Source organism: Luteolibacter arcticus, assembly GCF_025950235.1.
GTDB classification, from domain to species: domain Bacteria; phylum Verrucomicrobiota; class Verrucomicrobiia; order Verrucomicrobiales; family Akkermansiaceae; genus Haloferula; species Haloferula arctica.
Genome location: NZ_JAPDDT010000001.1, coordinates 749482 through 768492 on the forward strand (window position 1 = coordinate 749482; position 19011 = coordinate 768492).

Consider the following 19011-nt stretch of genomic DNA (forward strand, 5'->3'; position numbering starts at 1 on the left):
CACGTGAAATTCCGATACACCGTCGAGCATCCGCATCGTTAGAACGATCTTATCCCATGGAATACGCCTCCGAAACTGAAGTCACCACCGCCGGGAAGCACGTCCGCTCGCTGTCCGCAGCGCTCAATCAGGTGCTATTCGGCCAGGAGGAACTCGTTGATCTGGTGCTGACCGGGGTGCTGGCACGGGGCCACATCCTGCTCGAAGGCCTGCCCGGATTGGGCAAAACCGAGCTGGTCAAGGGCCTGTCGAAGACCCTGCGGCTCGGCACCAAGCGCGTCCAGTTCACGCCCGACCTGCTGCCCGGCGACATCACGGGAAACCCGGTGCTCCAGGAAATCGAGGGCCGCCGCGCCTTCGTGTTCCAGCCGGGGCCGTTGTTCACGAACATCGTGCTGGCGGACGAAATCAACCGCGCCTCGCCGAAAACGCAGTCGGCGCTGCTGGAGGCGATGCAGGAGCGCCGCGTGACCGTGCTGGGCGAGACCCACGATCTTCCCAAGCCCTTTTTCGTGCTGGCGACCCAGAACCCGATCGAGCTGGAAGGCACCTACCCGCTGCCAGAAGCCCAGCTCGACCGCTTCCTTTTCAAGCTGGAGGTGACCCGCAACAACGTCGAGACGCTGGAGCGCATCGTGACCCAGCGCGAACTCGGCACCGAGCCCGTGGTCGAGTCGATCATGGATGCCTCCACCCTCGATGAGGTGCTCAATCTGGTGCGCCGCATTTACCTGCCGGACGTGGTCGCAAACTACATTGCCCGGCTCGTGGACGGCAGCCATCCGGGCCAAAGCTCCGCCGCCCGCGGCATCCGCTACGGGGCGAGCCCGCGCGCCGCGCTCTCGCTGGCCTCGGCCGCGAAGGCCCGGGCGCTGATGAACGAGCGGACCCACGCGTCGTTCGAGGACGTCCGCTTTGTCGCCACGGCCGTCCTGCGCCACCGCATCGTGCTGGAATACAACGCGCGGGTCGAAGGATTGACGAATAACGACATCGTGCGCGCTTTGATTGAGGAAATCCCGTTCCAAGGCGGCGCGACTCCAAAGACTCTCAAGACGGCGTGATCCGCTGAAGTTCCAAGTAAGAAGTTCCAAGTTCCAAAGCGGCCGGAACACGCTATCTCCACCGTTGCCTTTCATGCTCAAACGCCTGCTCTTCCTGCTGGTCTCCCTCGTCGCTCCGCTGGGGGCGCAGGAGGTGCTCTTCAATCACGTGCCCGACCCGAAGGCGAAGACGCGGGTCGAGGCGGTGGCGCTGTTCAGTCGGCCGGCACCCGGCGGCTTCCTGCCGGTGCGCGTGACCGTGAACAATCCCTCCGAACAGGAAGGGCGGATCACGATCTCCACGGAATCCTCCGACGGCAGCCACGGCGGCCAGGGCAGCGAGGTCTCGTCCTCCTTCGACCTGACGATCCCGGCCAAGCGGACCAGCGTCCATGACCTGCTGGTGCCGTGCGCCACCCTGCTGAATTACCGCTACGGCGGGAACGTGACCATGGAGGTGCGCCTCTCCGGTTCCTACGGCGGGAGCTCGGGCAACCTGCGGACCAGCTACCGGGATAACCAGCCCGCGGTGCTGCTGAGCGAGCCGCTCTTCACGCCGAATGCGTCCATGCTGGATAGCCAGGTTTCCAGTTCCAGCAGCGGCAGGCACTATGGAGGTGCTGAAATCTTCGCGGGGAAATTCGACGCGCGTTCGCTGCCAGAGGATTGGCGGGCATATGCGGGCTACGATGGGATCGCGATGACCGATACCGACTGGGGAAATGCCAGTCCCGGCGCGCGCACGGCCATCCTGCGCTGGAACCGCCTCGGAGGAGAGCTGATCATTTACACGCTCTCCACTTCGTCCGACCTGTCCACGCTCGGGATTGCCGACGAAGGCAAGGGTAGACGCACGGCCGACCGCAGCTTCGGCCGGGTGACGCTGGTGCCGCTCGCGCCGACCGGCGGCACCTTGACACTAGATGCAGCGCCGACGGTCGAGCGGTTTCATGACCACTCCCGGATGACGCCTGTGAATGAAGGCATCCGCAACGACTTCAGCGGCGCGTGGCACACCAAGGCGGAGTTCGGCGATCAGCGCTACAACTACGGTCTGTTCATCCTGATCCTGGTCGCCTTCGGCGTGCTGGTGGGGCCGGTGAATCTGTTTGTCTTTGCGAAATCCGGGCGGCGGCACCGCTTGTTCATCACCACGCCCTTGATCGCGCTCGGCACCAGCGTGCTGCTGATCGCCTTGATCATCCTGATCGACGGATTCGGCGGGCGCGGCATGCGCACCGTGCTGATGGAAGTGCGGCCGGACGATGGCGAGAACTCCGCCTTCATCATGCAGGAGCAAGTGAGCCGCACCGGCGTGCTGCTTGGCGGCGGCTTTACCGTGAGCGAGCCCGCGGTGATCACCAGCGTTCCGCTCGCCACCGGCCAATGGTCACGCCTGACCACTGACAATGACGGCGGCGGGATGCGCTACGAGGAGAAGTTCACCGATGGCAAGCTGGAGGTGGATGGCGATTGGTTCCAGAGCCGCTCCGAGCAAGGCCACTTCCTGAGGGCCGTGATCCCCACTCGTGGGCGGATCGAGGCGCGCAGCGAAGGTGGCACCCCTTCGTTCCTCTCCACCTTTGATTTCGAGATCGGCACGCTTTACTACCATGACACGGCCAATGGCTGGTGGAAGGCGGAGAAGATCGTGCCGGGCAAGGCCTTCACCTGCACCAGCGTGCCGCCGGAGGAAGTGATGGCGTTCGTCAATCAGGCCTCGCTGCAACTCGCCGGGCGAAGCCGCCGCGTGCTTGGCCTGCAGAAGGACATCGCCTCGCTGCACGAGCGACCCGGCCATTTCATCGCCGTGACCGAGAATGCCCCGGCGATCGAGACGCTGAAGGGCATCGATTGGACCAAGACCCGCACCTACATCACCGGACCCATCGCGAAGCCATGAGTGACGCCGCCATCAAAGTTCACAACCTCTACCGCTACTTCGGGCAACTGAAGGCGGTGAACGGGATCTCGTTTGAAATCCCGCATGGCTCGGTCTGCGGCTTCGTCGGTGCGAATGGTGCCGGCAAGACGACCACGATGCGCATCCTCGCGTCGCTCGACTATCCGACCATGGGCACGGCGGAGATCTGTGGGATCAATGTCGTCCATCATCCGGACGAAGTGCGCAAGCTGATCGGCTGGATGCCCGATCACTTCGGCAACTACGAGCACATGACGGTGGTCGAGTATCTGGACTTCTACGCCCGCGCCTTCGGCTACCGGGACAAGGAGCGCAAGACACGGGTGCAGGAGGTGATGGAATTCACCGATCTGATCCCGCTTGCCGACCGCTTCTCTAACAAGCTGTCGAAGGGCATGACCCAGCGCCTCTGCCTCGGCCGCGCGCTGCTGCATGACCCGCAGGTGCTGATCATGGACGAGCCCGCTGCCGGCCTCGATCCGAAGGCACGCGTCGAGCTGAAGCACCTGATCCGGGTGCTGGCCCAGGAAGGAAAGACGATCTTCATCTCCTCTCACATTCTCTCCGAGCTGGGCGAGATGTGCGACTCGCTGCTCTTCGTGAACGGCGGCCGCATCGTCCACCACGGCGACGCGGAGACCCTGAAGCAGGGTACCGACTCGGCCGGCGGGATGCTTTACGACGTGCAGGTCGTCGGCAATCCCCAGGCGATCTCCGACTGGTGCGTGGTGAACCCGAACGTCGAGTTCCTGGAAAGCCGCAAGGCCGGCGGGCGCATCCGCATCGAGTCCAGTGAACCGGAGCGTGCCGCGGAGATCCTCGCGCGCATGGTTAAAGACGGCCTGAAGGTGACGGAGTTCCACAAGGAGCAGCGCAATCTCGAGGACGCCTTCATCGACATGCTCGGCCGCATTGACCGCGGCGAAGGGGCCCTGCCGACCGCGCCGAAGTCCGAGCTGCCTGCCTTCACCCCGCCTGAACCGTCGAACAACTGATGAGCGCCAGCGCCGCTACCCCCGCCGCCGTGCCGCCTCCCGTGGCCGGCCAGCTCGACGAATTCAGCGACAAGCTGTCGCCGATGCTGGTAAAAGAACTGCGCCAGGGGCTCCGGGCGAAGACCTTCGTCATCCTTTTCCTGGCGCTGCAAGGCCTGCTCGCCGTGGTGCTGCTGTCGGCGATCGGGGCGAGTTCCGACGGCGACTCCGGGCTCACCGTCAGCCGGGTGATCTTCTTCTTCTTCTCTCTGGCCGCCCTGGTGGCGCAGCCGTTGCGGGGCGTCGGTGCCCTGCACAATGAGATCAAGGGCAACACCATCGACCTGATGGTGCTCACCCGTCTCGGCGCATGGCGGATCGTGCTCGGGAAATGGGTCGCCATCGTCAGCCAAACGGCGCTGCTGCTCACGGCGATCGTGCCCTACCTGATCCTGCGCTACTTCTTCGGGCGGATGGATCTGTTCGCCGAGCTCTTGCTGCTCGGGCTGATCTTTGTCGGCTCGGCGATCTTCACCGCCCTCACCGTCGGGTTGTCGGCGATTCCCTCGATCCTCGTCCGCGGGCTGCTGCCGCTGGGCGTCGCCGTCTATCTCGGGGCCGGGATCATGGCGGTCACCTTTGGCAATGAGTTGGACGATCTCATCGAGTTCTGCACGTTGCAGGAAAAGCATGCCGGCTGGGCCCTGCTGATCTTCCTATCCATCGGCACCTATCTGGCGTGGATGGCATTGGCGATGGGTGCCTCGATGATTGCGCCGATGGCGGAGAACCATAGCACCTCGCGGCGTGTGATTGCGCTGGGCATGCTGGCGGTGCTCGCATTCCTCGGCTGGGCCGGGGACGTCCCCCGCGAGGTGATGGCGGTGATGCTGATGCTGGTCGGTGTGCCGGCGATCATGATTGCACTGACCGAGCCGTTGCAATTGCTGCCACCGATCTGCCGTCCTTTCCTTAAGTTCGGCAATCTGGGGAAAGTGGTCGGTCGCTTCCTCTATCCTGGCTGGCCGTCGGGAGTCGTCTTCACCGGCCTGATGATCGCCGGCATCACCGGCGTGTTCTTCTCCCGGCCGGGCACCATGGGTCGCTACATGAGCAGTGCCGACACGATCAGCACCGTCATGCTCGTGGTCTCCATTGGCACCCTGCTATTGCCGGCCTTGTTCATGCGGGTCTTCCTCCGACGGGCTCGCAATCCACTCGGAGTATACATTCTGATCGGCGTCCTCTTGTGCGTCGTCGCCATCGCGCTGGCCATGATCATGGGGGAGACCCGCAGCGATGAGTATGTCTGGCTCTTTTCATGGATTCCTCCTGTGCAGATGAACGTCGTGGCTTACATCCAAAGTGAGCACTATTCGTCGGCAACGGGAGGGTATGCGAGCGGTACCTCACCCGACTTCGGCCCCGTGCTCGTCACCGGGATCGTCACGTCCTCGATTTACTTCGTCCTGCTCCTGATTTGCGCCCTGAGGAGCTTCCCCGCGATCCGCGAGGTCGAGCGGGAAGCCGAGGACTTCGTTGCCAACAAGACATCGTCGCCATCATGACCGCCGAGGAACTCACCCGCTGTCACGCCCGAGCGCTCGCCGCTGCGGGACGGCTGCGCCTGCCCTTGCGGTCCCGGGTGTGGAAGGGACAGGCCGGCGAGTTCCAAGGCGCAGGCGTCGGCTCGTCGCTCGATTTCCAAGACCACCGGACCTACGTCCCGGGCGATGATCCGCGGCATATCAATTGGCAGGCCTACGCCCGCACCGGCCAGTACACGATGAAGCTCTACCGCGAGGAAGTGCGCCCCGTGGTGGATGTGGTGCTCGACGCTTCGGAGTCGATGTTCTTCGACCCGCAGAAGGCCGAGCGCGTGGCCGAGTTGTTTTGCTTTGCGGTCGAATCCGCCCGCCGCTCGGGTGCGAACACCGCGGTCTTCCTGGTCCGCGGCGATGCCGTGCGGCCGATCCCGCCGGAAAGCATCTCCCGCCATCGCTGGCTCGATGAAGCCCGTGCGATGAAAGGTGCCGACTCCGCGCTGCCGCCCGACCTTTCCCGCATCCCCTTCCATGGGAATGCGATCCGCGTGCTCGTGTCGGACCTGCTATTCCCCGGCGATCCGGAACACGGCATCCGCATGCTGGCCGCCCGCCAGGGCAGCCCGATCCTGCTGGTTCCCTTCCTCCAAAGCGAGGCGGCACCGGAGTGGACCGGCAACTACGAGTTCATCGATGCCGAACGCAAGTCGCGCCATCAACACCGCATCGAGCCGTCCGTGCTGAAGCGCTACAAGGAAAGTTACACGAATCATTTCACGATGTGGAAGACTGCCTGCCGTCGCCACCAGTGCCGCATGGCCCGCGTCGCCTGCGAGACGGACTTCCAGACCGCGCTCTTTGCGGAGGCCCTGCCCAGCGGAGCGCTGGAGACGGCAATGTGATCTCCTATCCACCATCTCCCATCTAGTCCGCCTTGCTTACCCTCACCAACCCCGCCGGCCTTTGGGCGCTCCTCGGGATTCCCGCGGTGCTGGCGATTCATTTCCTCCAGCGCCAGGCAGTGGTGATCCCGGTCTCCACGCTATTTCTGTTAGAAAAGACCCAGCGCGAATCGGCGAGCGGCCGGCGCTTCGACCGGTTGATGAATTCGGTCCCGCTGTGGATGCAACTCCTCGGCGTGCTGCTGCTCACGTGGCTGCTGGCGGAGCCGCGCTACCAAAAGGCGCGCAGCACCCAGCGCGTCGCCATCGTGCTCGATTCATCGGCCTCGATGGCCGTCATCAAGGACAAGCTGAAGGAGAAGCTCATCGCCTCCCTGCCCGGCCTGCAAGGGCCTGCGACCGCGCTGGAGCTGACAGTTCTGGAAAGCACGCCGGGCCGGCCGAAACTCTTCGCCGGCGACAATCCGGACGAACTCGCCAAAACCCTCGACGCTTGGCAGCCACGCGCCGGCCTGACCGATCCCTCGCAGGCGCTGCGGCTCGCTCGCTCGCTCGTCGCTCGCGAAGGCATCGTCGTCTATGCCACCGACACGCCGGTGGAGCAGCCGCCTTTCGACGCGCGTTTGCTTTCGCTCGGCGAGCCGATCGACAATGTCGGTTTCACCGGGGTGACCATCGGCGAAAAGGAAGGCGCGAAGGTGTTCCAAGCGCTCGTGCGGAACTACTCCGGTCATCGTAGTTCGCGGACCTGGCAGGTCGAGTTGCCCGACGGCTCCCGCACCGAGCCGCGCGCGATCGATCTGGAGCCGAACGCCATCATGACCCTTCAGGCTGCCTTTCCGGAGAATGCCCAGCGCCTGAAGATCGTGCTTTCACCGGACACGTTCACGCTTGATGACGTGCTGCCGATCGTGGTCCCGCAGCCGAAGAAGCTCGCGCTCTTCGCCGCCACCGGGGGCGCTTACGAAGAGCTCACGAAGAAGCTGCTGCGTTCTCTCGAAGCCACCGAAACCGTCAACGACACCGCGACCTCGGACCTGACGATTCTTTCCTACGATCCGCTCGATCCGGTGCTCCCCGGCGGGCATGCCATCGTCTTCGTGAAGGACGAGACCCGCGGCGGAGCCTACCTGAAGGGAGGTATCATCGCGGAGCGGCACCCGCTGATCGACGCGCTCAACTGGCAGTCCTTGCTGGTGCGCGAAACCATCCAGCTCCAGCTCCGCGAGAGCGACACGGTGCTGCTGAAGCAGGACACGCGCCCGCTGATCTTCCTGCGCGAATCGGAGCCGACCGCGGACAAACCGGCCATCCGGCAGCTCTGCTTCAATTTCGACCTGCGCCTGTCGAATGCCTCCACCCTGCCCGCCTTCATCGTGATGCTCCACCGCTTCGCCGAGGAACTCCGTGAGGCGAAGGTGGCGCCGATGGCCGAGCTTCTCGAAAGCGGCCAACCGGTGACGCTCGCCGCCAAAACCGGGGCCGAGGTTCCGGCGCTGACCGTCGAAACGCTCGGACTCGACGGCAAGGTCGTGAAGACCACCACCCTTCCCGCTTCCACGCGGGTGAAGCTCGACGCCCCGCTCGAGGCCGGTTTCCTGCGCGTCCGCCAGGGCGAGACTGAGCTGCTCACCGCCAGCGTGCATTTCGCCGACACCCGCGAGGCCGATTTCAACGACTGCAAACCGGCCAACACGCTCGACCAAGGCAGCGCCGCCGCGGTCGAGCGCCACACCGAGGAAGATCACTGGTGGCGCGCGTGGTTCCTCTTGCTGCTCGCCGCCCTGCTGATTTCGTGGCATTTCACCCGTGAGCGTGTGGCGGCGAGAAAGGCCGCCGCTCCCGAACCCGCCAACGCCTGACCGACATGAACTCCCACCGATTTCTGCTCGCGATCGTGCCGCTTCTCTTCACCGCCTGCACCACGACCACCGCCTACCGCCAGAAGAATGGCTCGCTGACCGTCACTCAACGCGGGTGGGGTGCGACGCCAGGAAGCTATTGGATTACCGGGGCGAATGCCGGACGCATCACCACCGCGGGCGACCTCACTGTCTTCCGCAAATTCCCCGGCAAGTCTCGGCCTGCCGTGCCACTGAAATGCGACGGCTTCGTCGATACCACTCCCAAGAAACGTGTCGAAATCCGCTTGGTCGAACGACAAGGTGGCAACCTTTCACAAGCCTGGGTCAACGGCCGCCACAAGCTCATCGATGAAAACGCGCCGAAGCCCTTCTACCATTGGCTGATCCCATGACCTTCGGCTCTCCAGAGTGGTTCCTGCTGGTCCCCGCCTTCCTCTTCATCGGCTGGTTCTGGAAATCCCTGCGCCTGTGGTCGCCGCTGCGGTTGCTGCTGGTGCTGCTCGCCGCCTTCGGCCTCGCCGATCCGAAGGTGAACGTGCAGGAAGACGCGCTGGATCTCTTCGTTCTGTTAGACCGGTCCGACTCCACCGAGAACCTGGTGGATAAGAACCTGGTCGAGTGGAAGCGGCTGCTCGACCAGGCCAAGCCGAGCCATCGGGATGAGGCGCACTATTTCGACTACGGTGCGGAGATCGTCGAGCAGGGCAGCGACGGCACCAGCTTTACCGGCTCGCGCAAGCTGACCCGCACCGGCCTCGCGCTGTCGCACATCACCGCGCTGGCCAAGGAGAACCGCCCGGCCCGCGTGCTGGTCTTCACCGATGGCTTCGCCACCGAGCCGCTGCACGAGGCCGCGGAACAATTGCAGGCGCGCGGCATCCCGGTGGACTTCCGCCTGATCCGCGAGGAAACGCTCGATGACTTCCGCCTTTCCCGGCTGGAGCTTCCCGAGCGCGTGCAGGCTGGCGAGCCATTCCTGATCGCCGCCACCGTGCGCGGATCTTCCGACACTGCCGTCAACCTGATCCTCCGCCGCGGCGGCCAGACCCTGACGGAAACCAAGGTCAAGCTGCTCCAGGGCGTGGGCCGGGTCGAGTTCACCGACCGCATCTCCCGCGCCGGGGCCTTCCAGTATGAAGCCGAGGTCGTCGTCGGCAGTGATTCCCCCTTCAAGGATGCCCATCCCGGCAACAACAAGGCCTCGCGGTGGATCGAGATCGCCGGCGGCCCTCGCGTCCTGCTTGTGACCAAGTATGCCGACGACCCGGTGGCCAAGGTGCTGGCGTCACTCGACTTCACCGTCGATGTCGTGACGAATCCCGCCGACCTGCGTCCCGGCCGCCTGACCGGCGCGCGGGCGGTGATTTTCAACAACGTCCCGGCCTTCGAAGTGCCGAACGACTTCCTCGATGCCCTCGACTTTTTCGTCCGCGAGCAGGCCGGTGGTTTCCTAATGGCGGGCGGCAAGCAGTCCTTCGGCTCGGGCGGCTACTTCCAATCGTCCATCGATGCGCTGTTGCCGGTGTCGATGGAGCTCAAATCCGAACACCGTAAGCTGTCCGTGGCGCTCGCCATCGTGCTCGACCGCTCCGGCTCGATGTCGGTCGGCGTCGGCGGCGGCATGGTCAAAATGGACCTCGCCAACAACGGCGCGGCGGATGCGATCGGGCTGTTAGGCCCGATGGATCAGGTCTGCGTGCTCGCCGTGGACAGCGCGCCGGAGACCATCATCCCGCTGACCGAGGTGAAGGCAAACCAGGCCAAGCTCCAGGCCCGGGCCCGCAGCGTGAAGTCACAGGGCGGCGGTATCTTCGTCTATGAAGGACTCAAGGCCGCGTGGGATGAGCTCAAGACCTCCAAGTCCGGCACCCGCCACGTGATCCTCTTCTCCGATGCCAATGACTCCGAGGAACCGGGCGACTACAAGCGCCTGTTAGGGGAGATGAAGAAGGAAGGCTGCACCGTCTCGGTCATCGGCATGGGCACCAAGGCCGACGTCGATTCCAAGCTCTTGGAGGACATCGCCAAGCTCGGCGACGGACGGATCTTCTTTGCCGACCAGCCGGTCGATATCCCGAGGATCTTCGCGCAGGAAACCGTGACCATCGCCCGCTCCGCCTTCGTGGAGGATCCGGTGGGCGCGCAGCCGACCGGTCGCTGGGCGGAGATCTCTCCCAAGCTGCTCGATTGGCTGCCGGAGGTGGACGGCTACAACCTTTCCTACCTCCGCGAAGATGCGACTCACTCGCTGGTGAGCAAGGACGAGTACATCGCCCCGCTGGTCGCGCATGCCCACCGCGGGCTCGGCCGCAGTGCCGCGGTGTCCTTCCCGCTCGGCGGCGAATTCTCTCAGAGGATCCGCGATTGGAAGGGCTACGGCGACTTCGTTCAGACCATGACCCGATTTCTGATGGGCACGGACCTCCCGCCGGGCATCGGCCTGAAGCACCGGCTCGATGGCACGCGCCTGACACTCGACCTGCTCTACGATCCCGAGGAGTGGTCGCAGAAGCTCTCCAAGATGCCGCCGAAGCTGCGCCTGTTGGAGAGCGGCCCGGGTGCCGCGCCCTACGATGTCCCATGGAAGCGCATCGCGCCGGGGCATTTTTCGGTCACCAAGGATCTGGATGAAGGAGCGATCGTCCGCGGTGCCATCCAGGTGGGCGAGCACGCCCTGCCCTTCGGCCCCGTCACCGTCGGCTCGTCGGTCGAGTGGGCCTTCGAGCCCGAGCGGCTGGCCGAGTTGCGGACCGTTTCGGCGCAGACCGGTGGCCGCGAGTTGATCAATCTGAAAGAGGCCTGGCTGCGCCCACCGAACCGCCAGGATGTTTCCCTCCGCCTGTGGATCGCGCTGTCCATGCTGGGTTTCCTCGTGCTGGAAGCCCTGCTGACCCGCACCGGTTGGAAAATGCCACTCCCCGCCATGCCAAACTTCGCCCCGCGCGAAAAGGTCGTGAAGCCGAAGAAGGTCAAGGCGGCGAAGGCCGAACCGGTCTTCGCCAAGGAGGAAGAGAAGCCGGTCGTTACGGCCGAGACACCGTCCGAAGAATCGGCTGAGCGCCGCTCCCGTTATCAGCGGGCGAAGGACCGGAAGTAGCCCGCCCAAGGGGTCGAATCCGATTGAAAGTGTTCGGCGCGATGCATTCACGCACACTTGCCAAGCAGCCCCGCCCCGCCGAGAACGCCCACGCATGCGCATCCTGATCTACGCCATGGGCAGCGCGGGGGACGTGCACCCCTTCGTCGGTGTCGGGAAGGCGCTGCAAGCGCGCGGGCACGAGGTCATCGTCGCCACCAGCGCGTTCTTCGAAGACGTGGTCACACGTTCCGGGCTCGGCTTCCGCGGGATGGGCACCGTGGCGGATTTCGAGCGCGTCCAGGGCGACCCGCACCTTTGGCATCCGACCAAGGCCCTGCCCTCGATCATCCGCCACGCCGTCAACCCGAGCTATGGACCGATCCTGGAAGTCGCCCGCGAGCTGAATATCCCGGGCAAGACCCTCATCCTCGCCAGCTCGCTGGCATGGGGAGCAATGACCGTGCGCGAGCTGTTAGGCGTGCCGGTCGTGAGCGTTCACCTTGCCCCGTCGCTGATGGTCAGCAGCTACCGGCAGCCGGTCATGCATGGCGCGCCGGTGCCGCAGTGGGCGCCCCGTTTCTTGAAGGTCTTCCAATGGTGGATCGCGGCGAAGGTCGTCGACCACCACGTGCTGCCCGAGCTGAATCGGTTCCGCAAGCAGCACGGCCTGCCGCCGACGCGGGAAATGATCAATGGCTGGCACTCGCCAGACCGGGTGATCGCGTTGTTCCCCGAATGGTATGGCCCGCCGCAGCCGGATTGGCCGACGCAGGTGCGGCAGACCGGGTTCCCGCTCTTTGATGAAAGCAGCCAACGCGAGGTGCCGCAGGAGCTAGAGGCCTTCCTCGACGAAGGAGATCCACCGGTCGTCTTTACCCCCGGCAGCGCGATGGACCGCGGGCACGAGTTCTTTGACGAAGCCGTAAAGACGCTGAAGCTGTTGGGCCGCCGCGGCATCCTGATCAGCCGCTTTGCCCATACCGTCCCGGCGAATCTGCCGGATGGGATTCGCCATTTCTCCTACGTGCCCTTCAGCCAGGTGCTGCCCCGGGCGGCGGCGATGGTTTACCACGGCGGCGTCGGCACCTGCGCCCAAGCACTTCGGGCGGGCGTCCCGCAACTCCTGATGCCGATGGCCCACGACCAGCTCGACAATCTGAGCCGGATCCACGACCTCGGCACCGGCGGCGGCCTGCATCCGCGGCAGTTCAAGGCGCGCCACATTGCTTCCGTGCTCGATGGCATGCTGGCAGATCCCGCGCTGAAACAACGGGCCGCCGAGATCTCCCGGCGCTTCGATCCCGCGGGCTGGATGGCGCGGACCTGCGACCTAGTCGAGGAAATGAAGCCGTGAAACCGCTCTTGGCGCGGGGCTCCGGCTGCCTACAGTCCCGCCCATGTCATCGAGTTTCGGCCACGCCTTCCGCATCCACACCTTCGGAGAATCGCACGGTGGCGGCGTCGGCGTGGTGATCGATGGCGTCCCGCCGCGGGTTCCCCTGACGGTGGAAGACATTCAGCACGAGCTTGACCGCCGCCGGCCGGGCCAGAGCGATATCGTCACCCCGCGCAAGGAAGCGGACAGGGCGGAGATCCTTTCCGGGCTGATCGATGGCGCCACCCTCGGTACGCCGATCGCCGTGCTGGTCCGCAATGAGGACCAGCGCCCCGGTGCCTACGAGGAGATGGCGGTGAAATACCGCCCCTCCCACGCCGACTATACCTACGACGCGAAGTATGGCGTCCGTGCCCTTTCCGGCGGTGGCCGCGCCTCGGCCCGCGAAACGATCGGCCGCGTGGCCGGTGCCGCAGTGGCGAAGAAGGTGCTCGATCACCTCTGCCCCGGCATCGAGGTGCTGGCGTGGGTGAAGTCGATCCACGATCTCAATGCAGACGTCGATCCCCTTTCCGTGACCGCGGAGATGATCGAGGGAAACATCGTCCGCACCGGCGATCCGGCGATGGTCGAGCCCATGATCGAGCGCATCAAGGAAGTGCGCGGCGAAGGCAACTCGGTCGGTGGCGTGGTCGAGTGCGTGATCCGCGGCTGCCCGCCGGGACTCGGCGAGCCGGTCTTCGACAAGCTGGAGGCGGAGTTGGCCAAGGCGATGCTTTCCCTTCCCGCCACCAAGGGCTTCGAGATCGGCTCCGGCTTCGCAGGCACGCTTCTAACAGGCCGCGAGCACAATGACCCCTTCCGCATGGTCGAGGGCAAGGTCCGCACCACCAGCAACCGCTCCGGCGGCATTCAGGGCGGGATTTCCAATGGCGAGAACATCGTCTTCCGCGTGGCCTTCAAGCCGACCGCCACGATCATGACCTCGCAGGACACCGTGACCAGCGACGGCGAGAACACCGAACTCGCGGGCCGCGGCCGCCACGATGCCTGCGTGCTGCCGCGCGCCGTACCGATGGTGGAAGCGATGGCCGTGCTGGTCGTGTGCGATCACCTGCTGCGCCAACGCGGGCAGGTCGGTGGCTTCCCTGCTCCGGACGCTTGACGCCGGGAGCGCGGGCCGCTGGCCCGAAGAGTGGTCCCCAACAGCAGCTTTCCAAATAGAGTCCGATGATTCATCTGCCTGATATCAGCAGCCCGCGGGTTGCTTCTGCGGGACGGAGCTTGGCTCGGGGGGCTCCGCCAGCCCCCTCGGGCCTCCGGCCCCGACCTACGGTCGGCCCAGATTGGCTACATGCCTTCGCCAATCTTCCGCGCTCCCAGCGTAATTGAATGAAGGAACTCCTCGCCGCGCTCGATTTGGAGACGATCCCGCAGGTCAGCCTCGGGACCGCGGCGCTATTGATTTTCGGTGCCTGTGCGAGCCTCGCGGTGCTGCGTGGCCTGCTGCGGATTTTCGCGGGCTCGCTGGTGGTTTGCCTCAGCGGTTTCGCGGCCTATCTGGCATGGCGGCATGCCCCGGCGATCGATATCCCCGGCGGCCCGTGGATCGCGCCCGTGCTCGCTGGTGGGGCGGCATTCTTTCTCCTGCGAAAGCTGCTGCACTTCGCGGTGCGTCCCTTCGGCAGGCCGAATGAAGGGATCGCCGAGTCTAACAAGCGCTCGCCGGTCCGCTGGGCGGTCACGATGTTGTTCAGCCTGATCCCAGCCGCGCTGCTGTGGTTCACCGGTGCCACCGCCCTGCGGAATATCGGCTCGGTTGCGGAGATCCGGAGCTTCGTCGATGGCAGCCAGGGCACCACCGCGCCCTCGGCCTTCCTTGCCGAGTTGAAGGACACCATCAATCGCGCCCTGCCGGCCGGCTGGTTCCAAGGCATCGACCCGCTCGCGGAAGACGCCCGGGTCACCTTGGCCAAGCTCATCGCGCTCGGCGACAGCACGCCGCCGCCCAAGGCGATCCTCGTGATGGAGGAGCCCGAAATTCGCTCGCTGATCCTTCACGATGCAAGGCTGCGTGAACTCGCAAAAGCCAAACGCTACGCCGACATCCTGCGCGACCCACGGCTGGATCATGTGATGGCGAATCCCGATTTGAGGAAGATGCTCGCAGATCTGCGGCTCTAACAGCTCTTCAGTAGGCGCACTTGTAAAAGTGCGGAATGGTCCTTGAAGCCGACAGCCCTTGTGCTTCCGCATTGTCACCAATGCGCCTACCATGTCTTTGCGTAGGTCCACTTGTGAAAGTGCGGAGTGGTCCCTTGAAGCCCGCAGCCCCCATGCTTCCTCATTGTCACCAATGCGCCTACCAAACCTCACTGAGCCTCCGCCTTCAGCACGCCGACGTACGGCAGGTTCCGATAGCGCCCCTGATAATCCAGCCCATATCCGACCACGAACTCATCCGCGATCAAGAACCCCACGTAGTCAGCCGCGATGTTGTCCGTGTGTGGCTTATCCTTCGACAACAGCACGCCGGTTTTCACCTCCGACGCCCCTTCCTGATAGAGCCGGTCCACTACCGCCTTCAGCGTACGGCCGGTGTCGAGGATGTCGTCCAGCACCAGCACCTTGCGGCTCTTCACATCCGGCAGCTTGTGATCGAGAAAGCTGACCACGCCGCTGCTCTCGGTGCCGCCGTGGTAACTCGCGACATTGATGCACTCCATCTCCAGCATCCGCGGCACGCGGCGCAGCAGGTCGGCGGCGAAGACGAACGCGCCCTTCATGAGCACCACCACTACCAGCACTTCGCCCGGGAAGTCCTTGCGAATCTCAAGCGCCATCACATCGAGCCGCTTGTGAATCACCTGCTCATCCACCAACACGCGCTCGATATCTTCTTCCATGGCCGCGAGACTCCGCATCCCAGCGGCCCGGATCAAGCGATCAGATCAATCAATCGTGCGTCCGCTTGAAGCGATATACCTTGCCGCCCGCGCGATGCAGGTTCAGGCGATCGGTCGCCTTGAGTTCGAGAAACGCGGGGTCCTCCTTGAGCGCGAGGTATTCGGTCTCGCGGTAGTCCTTTTCGGCCAACACCCGCTTCTCCGCTTCGAGCGTTTGCGCGAGCTTGAATTCGAGGTCCTTCAGCCGCCGCTGTTGCGGCAGTGCCGTGGCGACGACAGCCATCCCGAGGATCAGGCCCATGACCGCGAAAATGATGCGATTGGCCGCGGAAATCACCCGCGTCTGGGCTTCCAGACGCTTCAATTTCACTCCCGAGACTCTTTTTCGCCGCACCGCCATTGACTGGCAGTTGGTTAGCATCCCTGAAGCTTCCGGCATAGCGGAAAATCGGACAACTCCTCGATTTACCGGAGCATCTTCACGAGAAACCCATCACTGCCCGTTCGTGCCCGCCGCCATTTTCCGCCACTCCGCGAGCTGATGCTCGATGACCCCGCGGACCTGCGGGTTGAGGTTCTCCCGCGCGAGGAGGCGTTCGCTGCGTTCGATGATCTGCTGGGTTTGCACGGCGGGCTCGCCCGACTTCAAGAGCGACCTTGTATAGACTTCCGACCATGCCGTGAATTCCCCGGCGCGGCCCCAATTGGTACGAAGATCCCCTGCCACATCATCCCAGCGGGATTCCAGAAGTGCCTCGACCCGTTCCACTCCGGCATAACGAGGCAAGGCATTCGCGACGCCTTCGCTGAGAGAGCACGGATACTCCCCCACCCGCGCCGGCGACCGGTTCAACACCGCTTGGGGATCGGTGGCGAACATCACCGCGACGGCCCGGCCAAAGCAGGCACCTTCGATCTCCGTCGAAATCATGAGCCGTCGCGACAGCAAGCTCTCAAAGGCCTCGCGAGGAGCCACGCGCGCCCATCCATCCACCACCTCGGGCAGGGTCTTGAGGAACTTCTTCTCGTTCAGCGAGCGAATCGTCTCCTCCGGAGCGATCTCCCCGAGCCGCCGCAGCAAGAGCAGGCTCTCGACCGAGGGCAAATCGAGAAACTGGCGATCGCGAGCCTGCTCCGAAGTGGCGATCTCCAGATACGAGCGCCAGTTGCCGGCATCGATCCCCTCCACCCATTCCATCAGCGCATCCTGGTTTTGCTCGGCAGGAATGGCAAAGGGCGAGGAAACCTCACGTTTCCTCGTCGCATGGGGAACTGCCGCACCCGTTCGAGGGCGCACACTCACTTTCGCCGGGGCCGGGGTATCATGGGCGGAAGCGGACGCTGCAGCTTCCCTCTCGGTGAGTTTCCCAGCGAGAAATCCCATCGCCACTGCCGGAATCACCACGATTTCACGGTTTCAGGTGTAAGAAGAGGGAGGCTATTGGAAAGCCCCAAATTGTCGGGCGGGGTCTTTGAATTCGCGGTTGCTCCACGGTTGACCGGCCGGGATGAGCGCGCTTACCTCCCCCCGCAACGTCCGTTGAAATCCATGAAAGCTCCAATCACCGTCTCCGTGACCGGCGCCGCCGGCCAGATCGGCTATGCCCTTCTCTTTCGAATCGCGTCCGGTGCCCTCTTCGGCCCTGACCAGCCGGTGAACCTGCGGTTGATCGAAATCGAGCCCGGCATGCCGGCCCTCAAGGGCGTGGTGATGGAACTCGATGACTGCGCCTTCCCGCTGCTCCGCGAGGTGGTGCCTACCTCGGACCTCAATGAAGGCTTCCGTGGGACCAACTGGGCGCTGCTCGTCGGCTCGGTGCCGCGCAAGGCCGGGATGGAGCGCGCCGACCTGCTCGGCATCAATGGCAAGATTTTCACCGGCCAAGGCCAGGCGATCGCCAAGAACGCCGCCTCCGATGTCCGCACGCTGGTCGTCGGTAATCCCTGCAACACCAACGCCCTGATCTGCGCCGCAAACGCCGATGGCGTGTCGAAGGACCGCTTCTTCGCGATGACCCGCCTCGACGAGAATCGTGCGAAGAGCCAGCTCGCCCAGAAGTCCGGCGCCCATCACTCCGATGTGACCAACCTCTGCATCTGGGGCAACCACTCGGCCACCCAGTATCCCGACTTCACCAACGCGAAGATCGGCGGCAAGCCGGTCACCGACGTGATCTCCGATGAAGAATGGCTCAAGGGCGACTTCATCAAGACCGTCCAGCAGCGCGGCGCCGCCATCATCGCTGCCCGCGGTGCCTCCTCCGCGGCCTCCGCCGCGAATGCCGCCATCGATACCGTGGTCAGCCTGGTCAATCCAACCCCGGCCGGCGATTGGCACAGCGTGGCCGTGTATTCCGATGGCAGCCACTACGGCATCGCCAAGGGCATCATGGCCTCGATGCCGATCCGCACGCTCACCAATGGCACGTGGGAAGTGGTCGAGGGCGTGCCGGTTAACGATTTCAGCCAAGGCAAGATTGACGCCACCATCGGCGAGCTGCTTGAGGAGCGCGAGGCGGTGAAGGATCTGATCCCCGCCTAAGCCGAAAGTTATAAAAAATTCATGCAAAAGCCGTGGGATTTCCCACGGCTTTCTGCTTTGGTGGTGGGGCATGCTTTCCCTGCCCATCGTTACCGGCCTGATTCGTCGCCGACTGCTGGTGAATTACCGGGTGGATCCGAGGGCGGTCGCTGCTGTGTTGCCCGAGGGACTCCGGCCGAAGCTGCATCGCGGTCACGCCATCGCGGGGATCTGCCTGATTCGCTTGGAAGATATTCGCCCGCGGACACTTCCCGCATGGGCCGGCATCAACAGCGAGAATGTGGCGCACCGGATCGCCGTGCTTTGGGAAGACGACGATGGCACGACTCGCGAAGGCGTTTTCATTCCGCGGCGCGATACCAGTTCACTCGCCAATCACCTGGCTGGCGGACGGGTATTCCCCGGCGAACATCATCTGGCGGACTTCATCGTCTGCGATGACAAGGGCATCATCGAGATCAAGGCGCGCGCCCGCGATGGCGGCATGACGCTCTCGGTAAGCGCCGAGGAGTCCGATGAGTTTGAGTTTCCCGCCTCGTCCTGCTTCCGCTCGCTCGAAGAGTCGTCCGCGTTTTTCGAAGCCGGCAGCGTGGGCTACTCTGCCACGAAGGACGGCTGTCGTCTCGATGGCATCCGCCTGGAGACCTACCAATGGAAGGTCCGGCCCTTGGCGATCACCAACGTGACTTCCTCGTATTTCGATGATCGGGCGCTCTTTCCCGTTGGCAGCGCCGTCTTTGATCACGCCCTGATCATGCGCGACATGCCGCACGAGTGGCACGGCATGGAAGGCCGGCGGCTCGCGGTGCCTGCGTGATTTAATAAGGAGCATCGACATTTCTGTCGATGTGCACTGGTCGGGCGAAGCACGGAGTGGGCTGCCAGTGGAAACACCT

At 64.3% G+C, this 19011-nt stretch carries 16 protein-coding genes; 13 read left to right on the plus strand and 3 right to left on the minus strand.

All coding sequences use genetic code 11. The annotated features are described in order from the left end of the window. Positions 1-56 precede the first annotated feature (56 nt). The 11 genes from OKA05_RS03055 to OKA05_RS03105 all read left to right on the plus strand — a co-directional run bounded on the left by OKA05_RS03055 (position 57) and on the right by OKA05_RS03105 (position 14851). Positions 57-1064: an AAA family ATPase gene (locus OKA05_RS03055; RefSeq protein WP_264485624.1), complete on the plus strand. Its 1008-nt coding sequence runs from the start codon at positions 57-59 to the stop codon at positions 1062-1064. 73 nt (positions 1065-1137) lie between these two features. Then, positions 1138-2946: a hypothetical protein gene (locus OKA05_RS03060; protein ID WP_264485625.1), complete on the plus strand. Its 1809-nt coding sequence runs from the start codon at positions 1138-1140 to the stop codon at positions 2944-2946. Beyond that, on the plus strand, positions 2943-3962 hold the full coding sequence (locus tag OKA05_RS03065) for an ABC transporter ATP-binding protein (protein WP_264485626.1): 1020 nt from the start codon (positions 2943-2945) through the stop codon (positions 3960-3962). Before OKA05_RS03060 ends, OKA05_RS03065 begins: the two co-directional genes overlap by 4 nt. Beyond that, complete coding sequence (locus tag OKA05_RS03070; protein ID WP_264485627.1) at positions 3962-5509, plus strand: ABC transporter permease; 1548 nt, start codon at positions 3962-3964, stop codon at positions 5507-5509. Before OKA05_RS03065 ends, OKA05_RS03070 begins: the two co-directional genes overlap by 1 nt. Further along, the gene (locus OKA05_RS03075) at positions 5506-6387 is read left to right on the plus strand and encodes a DUF58 domain-containing protein (RefSeq protein WP_264485628.1); all 882 of its coding nucleotides are present in this window, start codon (positions 5506-5508) and stop codon (positions 6385-6387) included. The genes OKA05_RS03070 and OKA05_RS03075 overlap by 4 nt, the downstream gene beginning before the upstream one ends. Positions 6388-6419: 32 nt before the next feature. After that, positions 6420-8249: a vWA domain-containing protein gene (locus OKA05_RS03080; protein ID WP_264485629.1), complete on the plus strand. Its 1830-nt coding sequence runs from the start codon at positions 6420-6422 to the stop codon at positions 8247-8249. Positions 8250-8254: 5 nt separating this feature from the next. Beyond that, the gene (locus tag OKA05_RS03085; RefSeq protein WP_264485630.1) at positions 8255-8644 is read left to right on the plus strand and encodes a hypothetical protein; all 390 of its coding nucleotides are present in this window, start codon (positions 8255-8257) and stop codon (positions 8642-8644) included. Further along, positions 8641-11349 carry a vWA domain-containing protein gene (locus tag OKA05_RS03090; RefSeq protein ID WP_264485631.1) on the plus strand — a complete coding sequence of 903 codons (2709 nt, stop codon included), beginning with the start codon at positions 8641-8643 and terminating at the stop codon, positions 11347-11349. The genes OKA05_RS03085 and OKA05_RS03090 overlap by 4 nt, the downstream gene beginning before the upstream one ends. Before the next feature lie 94 nt (positions 11350-11443). Then, positions 11444-12685, plus strand: a complete 1242-nt coding sequence (locus OKA05_RS03095; RefSeq protein WP_264485632.1) for a glycosyltransferase — start codon at positions 11444-11446, stop codon at positions 12683-12685. Between the two features lie 43 nt (positions 12686-12728). Beyond that, positions 12729-13832 (plus strand): chorismate synthase, encoded by a 1104-nt coding sequence (gene aroC / locus OKA05_RS03100; protein WP_264485633.1) that lies wholly within the window; start codon positions 12729-12731, stop codon positions 13830-13832. Between the two features lie 227 nt (positions 13833-14059). After that, positions 14060-14851, plus strand: a complete 792-nt coding sequence (locus OKA05_RS03105) for a hypothetical protein (protein ID WP_264485634.1) — start codon at positions 14060-14062, stop codon at positions 14849-14851. Between the two features lie 188 nt (positions 14852-15039). Here OKA05_RS03105 and hpt read toward each other — a convergent pair whose 3' ends face one another. The 3 genes from hpt to OKA05_RS03120 all read right to left on the minus strand — a co-directional run bounded on the left by hpt (position 15040) and on the right by OKA05_RS03120 (position 16876). After that, on the minus strand, positions 15040-15573 hold the full coding sequence (gene hpt / locus OKA05_RS03110; protein ID WP_264485635.1) for a hypoxanthine phosphoribosyltransferase: 534 nt from the start codon (positions 15571-15573) through the stop codon (positions 15040-15042). A gap of 49 nt (positions 15574-15622) precedes the next feature. Further along, positions 15623-15943 (minus strand): hypothetical protein, encoded by a 321-nt coding sequence (locus OKA05_RS03115; RefSeq protein ID WP_264485636.1) that lies wholly within the window; start codon positions 15941-15943, stop codon positions 15623-15625. Between the two features lie 123 nt (positions 15944-16066). After that, on the minus strand, positions 16067-16876 hold the full coding sequence (locus OKA05_RS03120) for a hypothetical protein (RefSeq protein ID WP_264485637.1): 810 nt from the start codon (positions 16874-16876) through the stop codon (positions 16067-16069). 246 nt (positions 16877-17122) lie between these two features. Here OKA05_RS03120 and OKA05_RS03125 point away from each other — a divergent pair, with 246 nt between their 5' ends. Next, entirely contained in the window at positions 17123-18115 is a 993-nt protein-coding gene (locus tag OKA05_RS03125) for a malate dehydrogenase (protein ID WP_264485638.1), read from the plus strand. 70 nt (positions 18116-18185) lie between these two features. After that, positions 18186-18932 (plus strand): DUF2071 domain-containing protein, encoded by a 747-nt coding sequence (locus tag OKA05_RS03130; RefSeq protein WP_264485639.1) that lies wholly within the window; start codon positions 18186-18188, stop codon positions 18930-18932. The last annotated feature ends 79 nt before the right edge of the window (positions 18933-19011 follow it).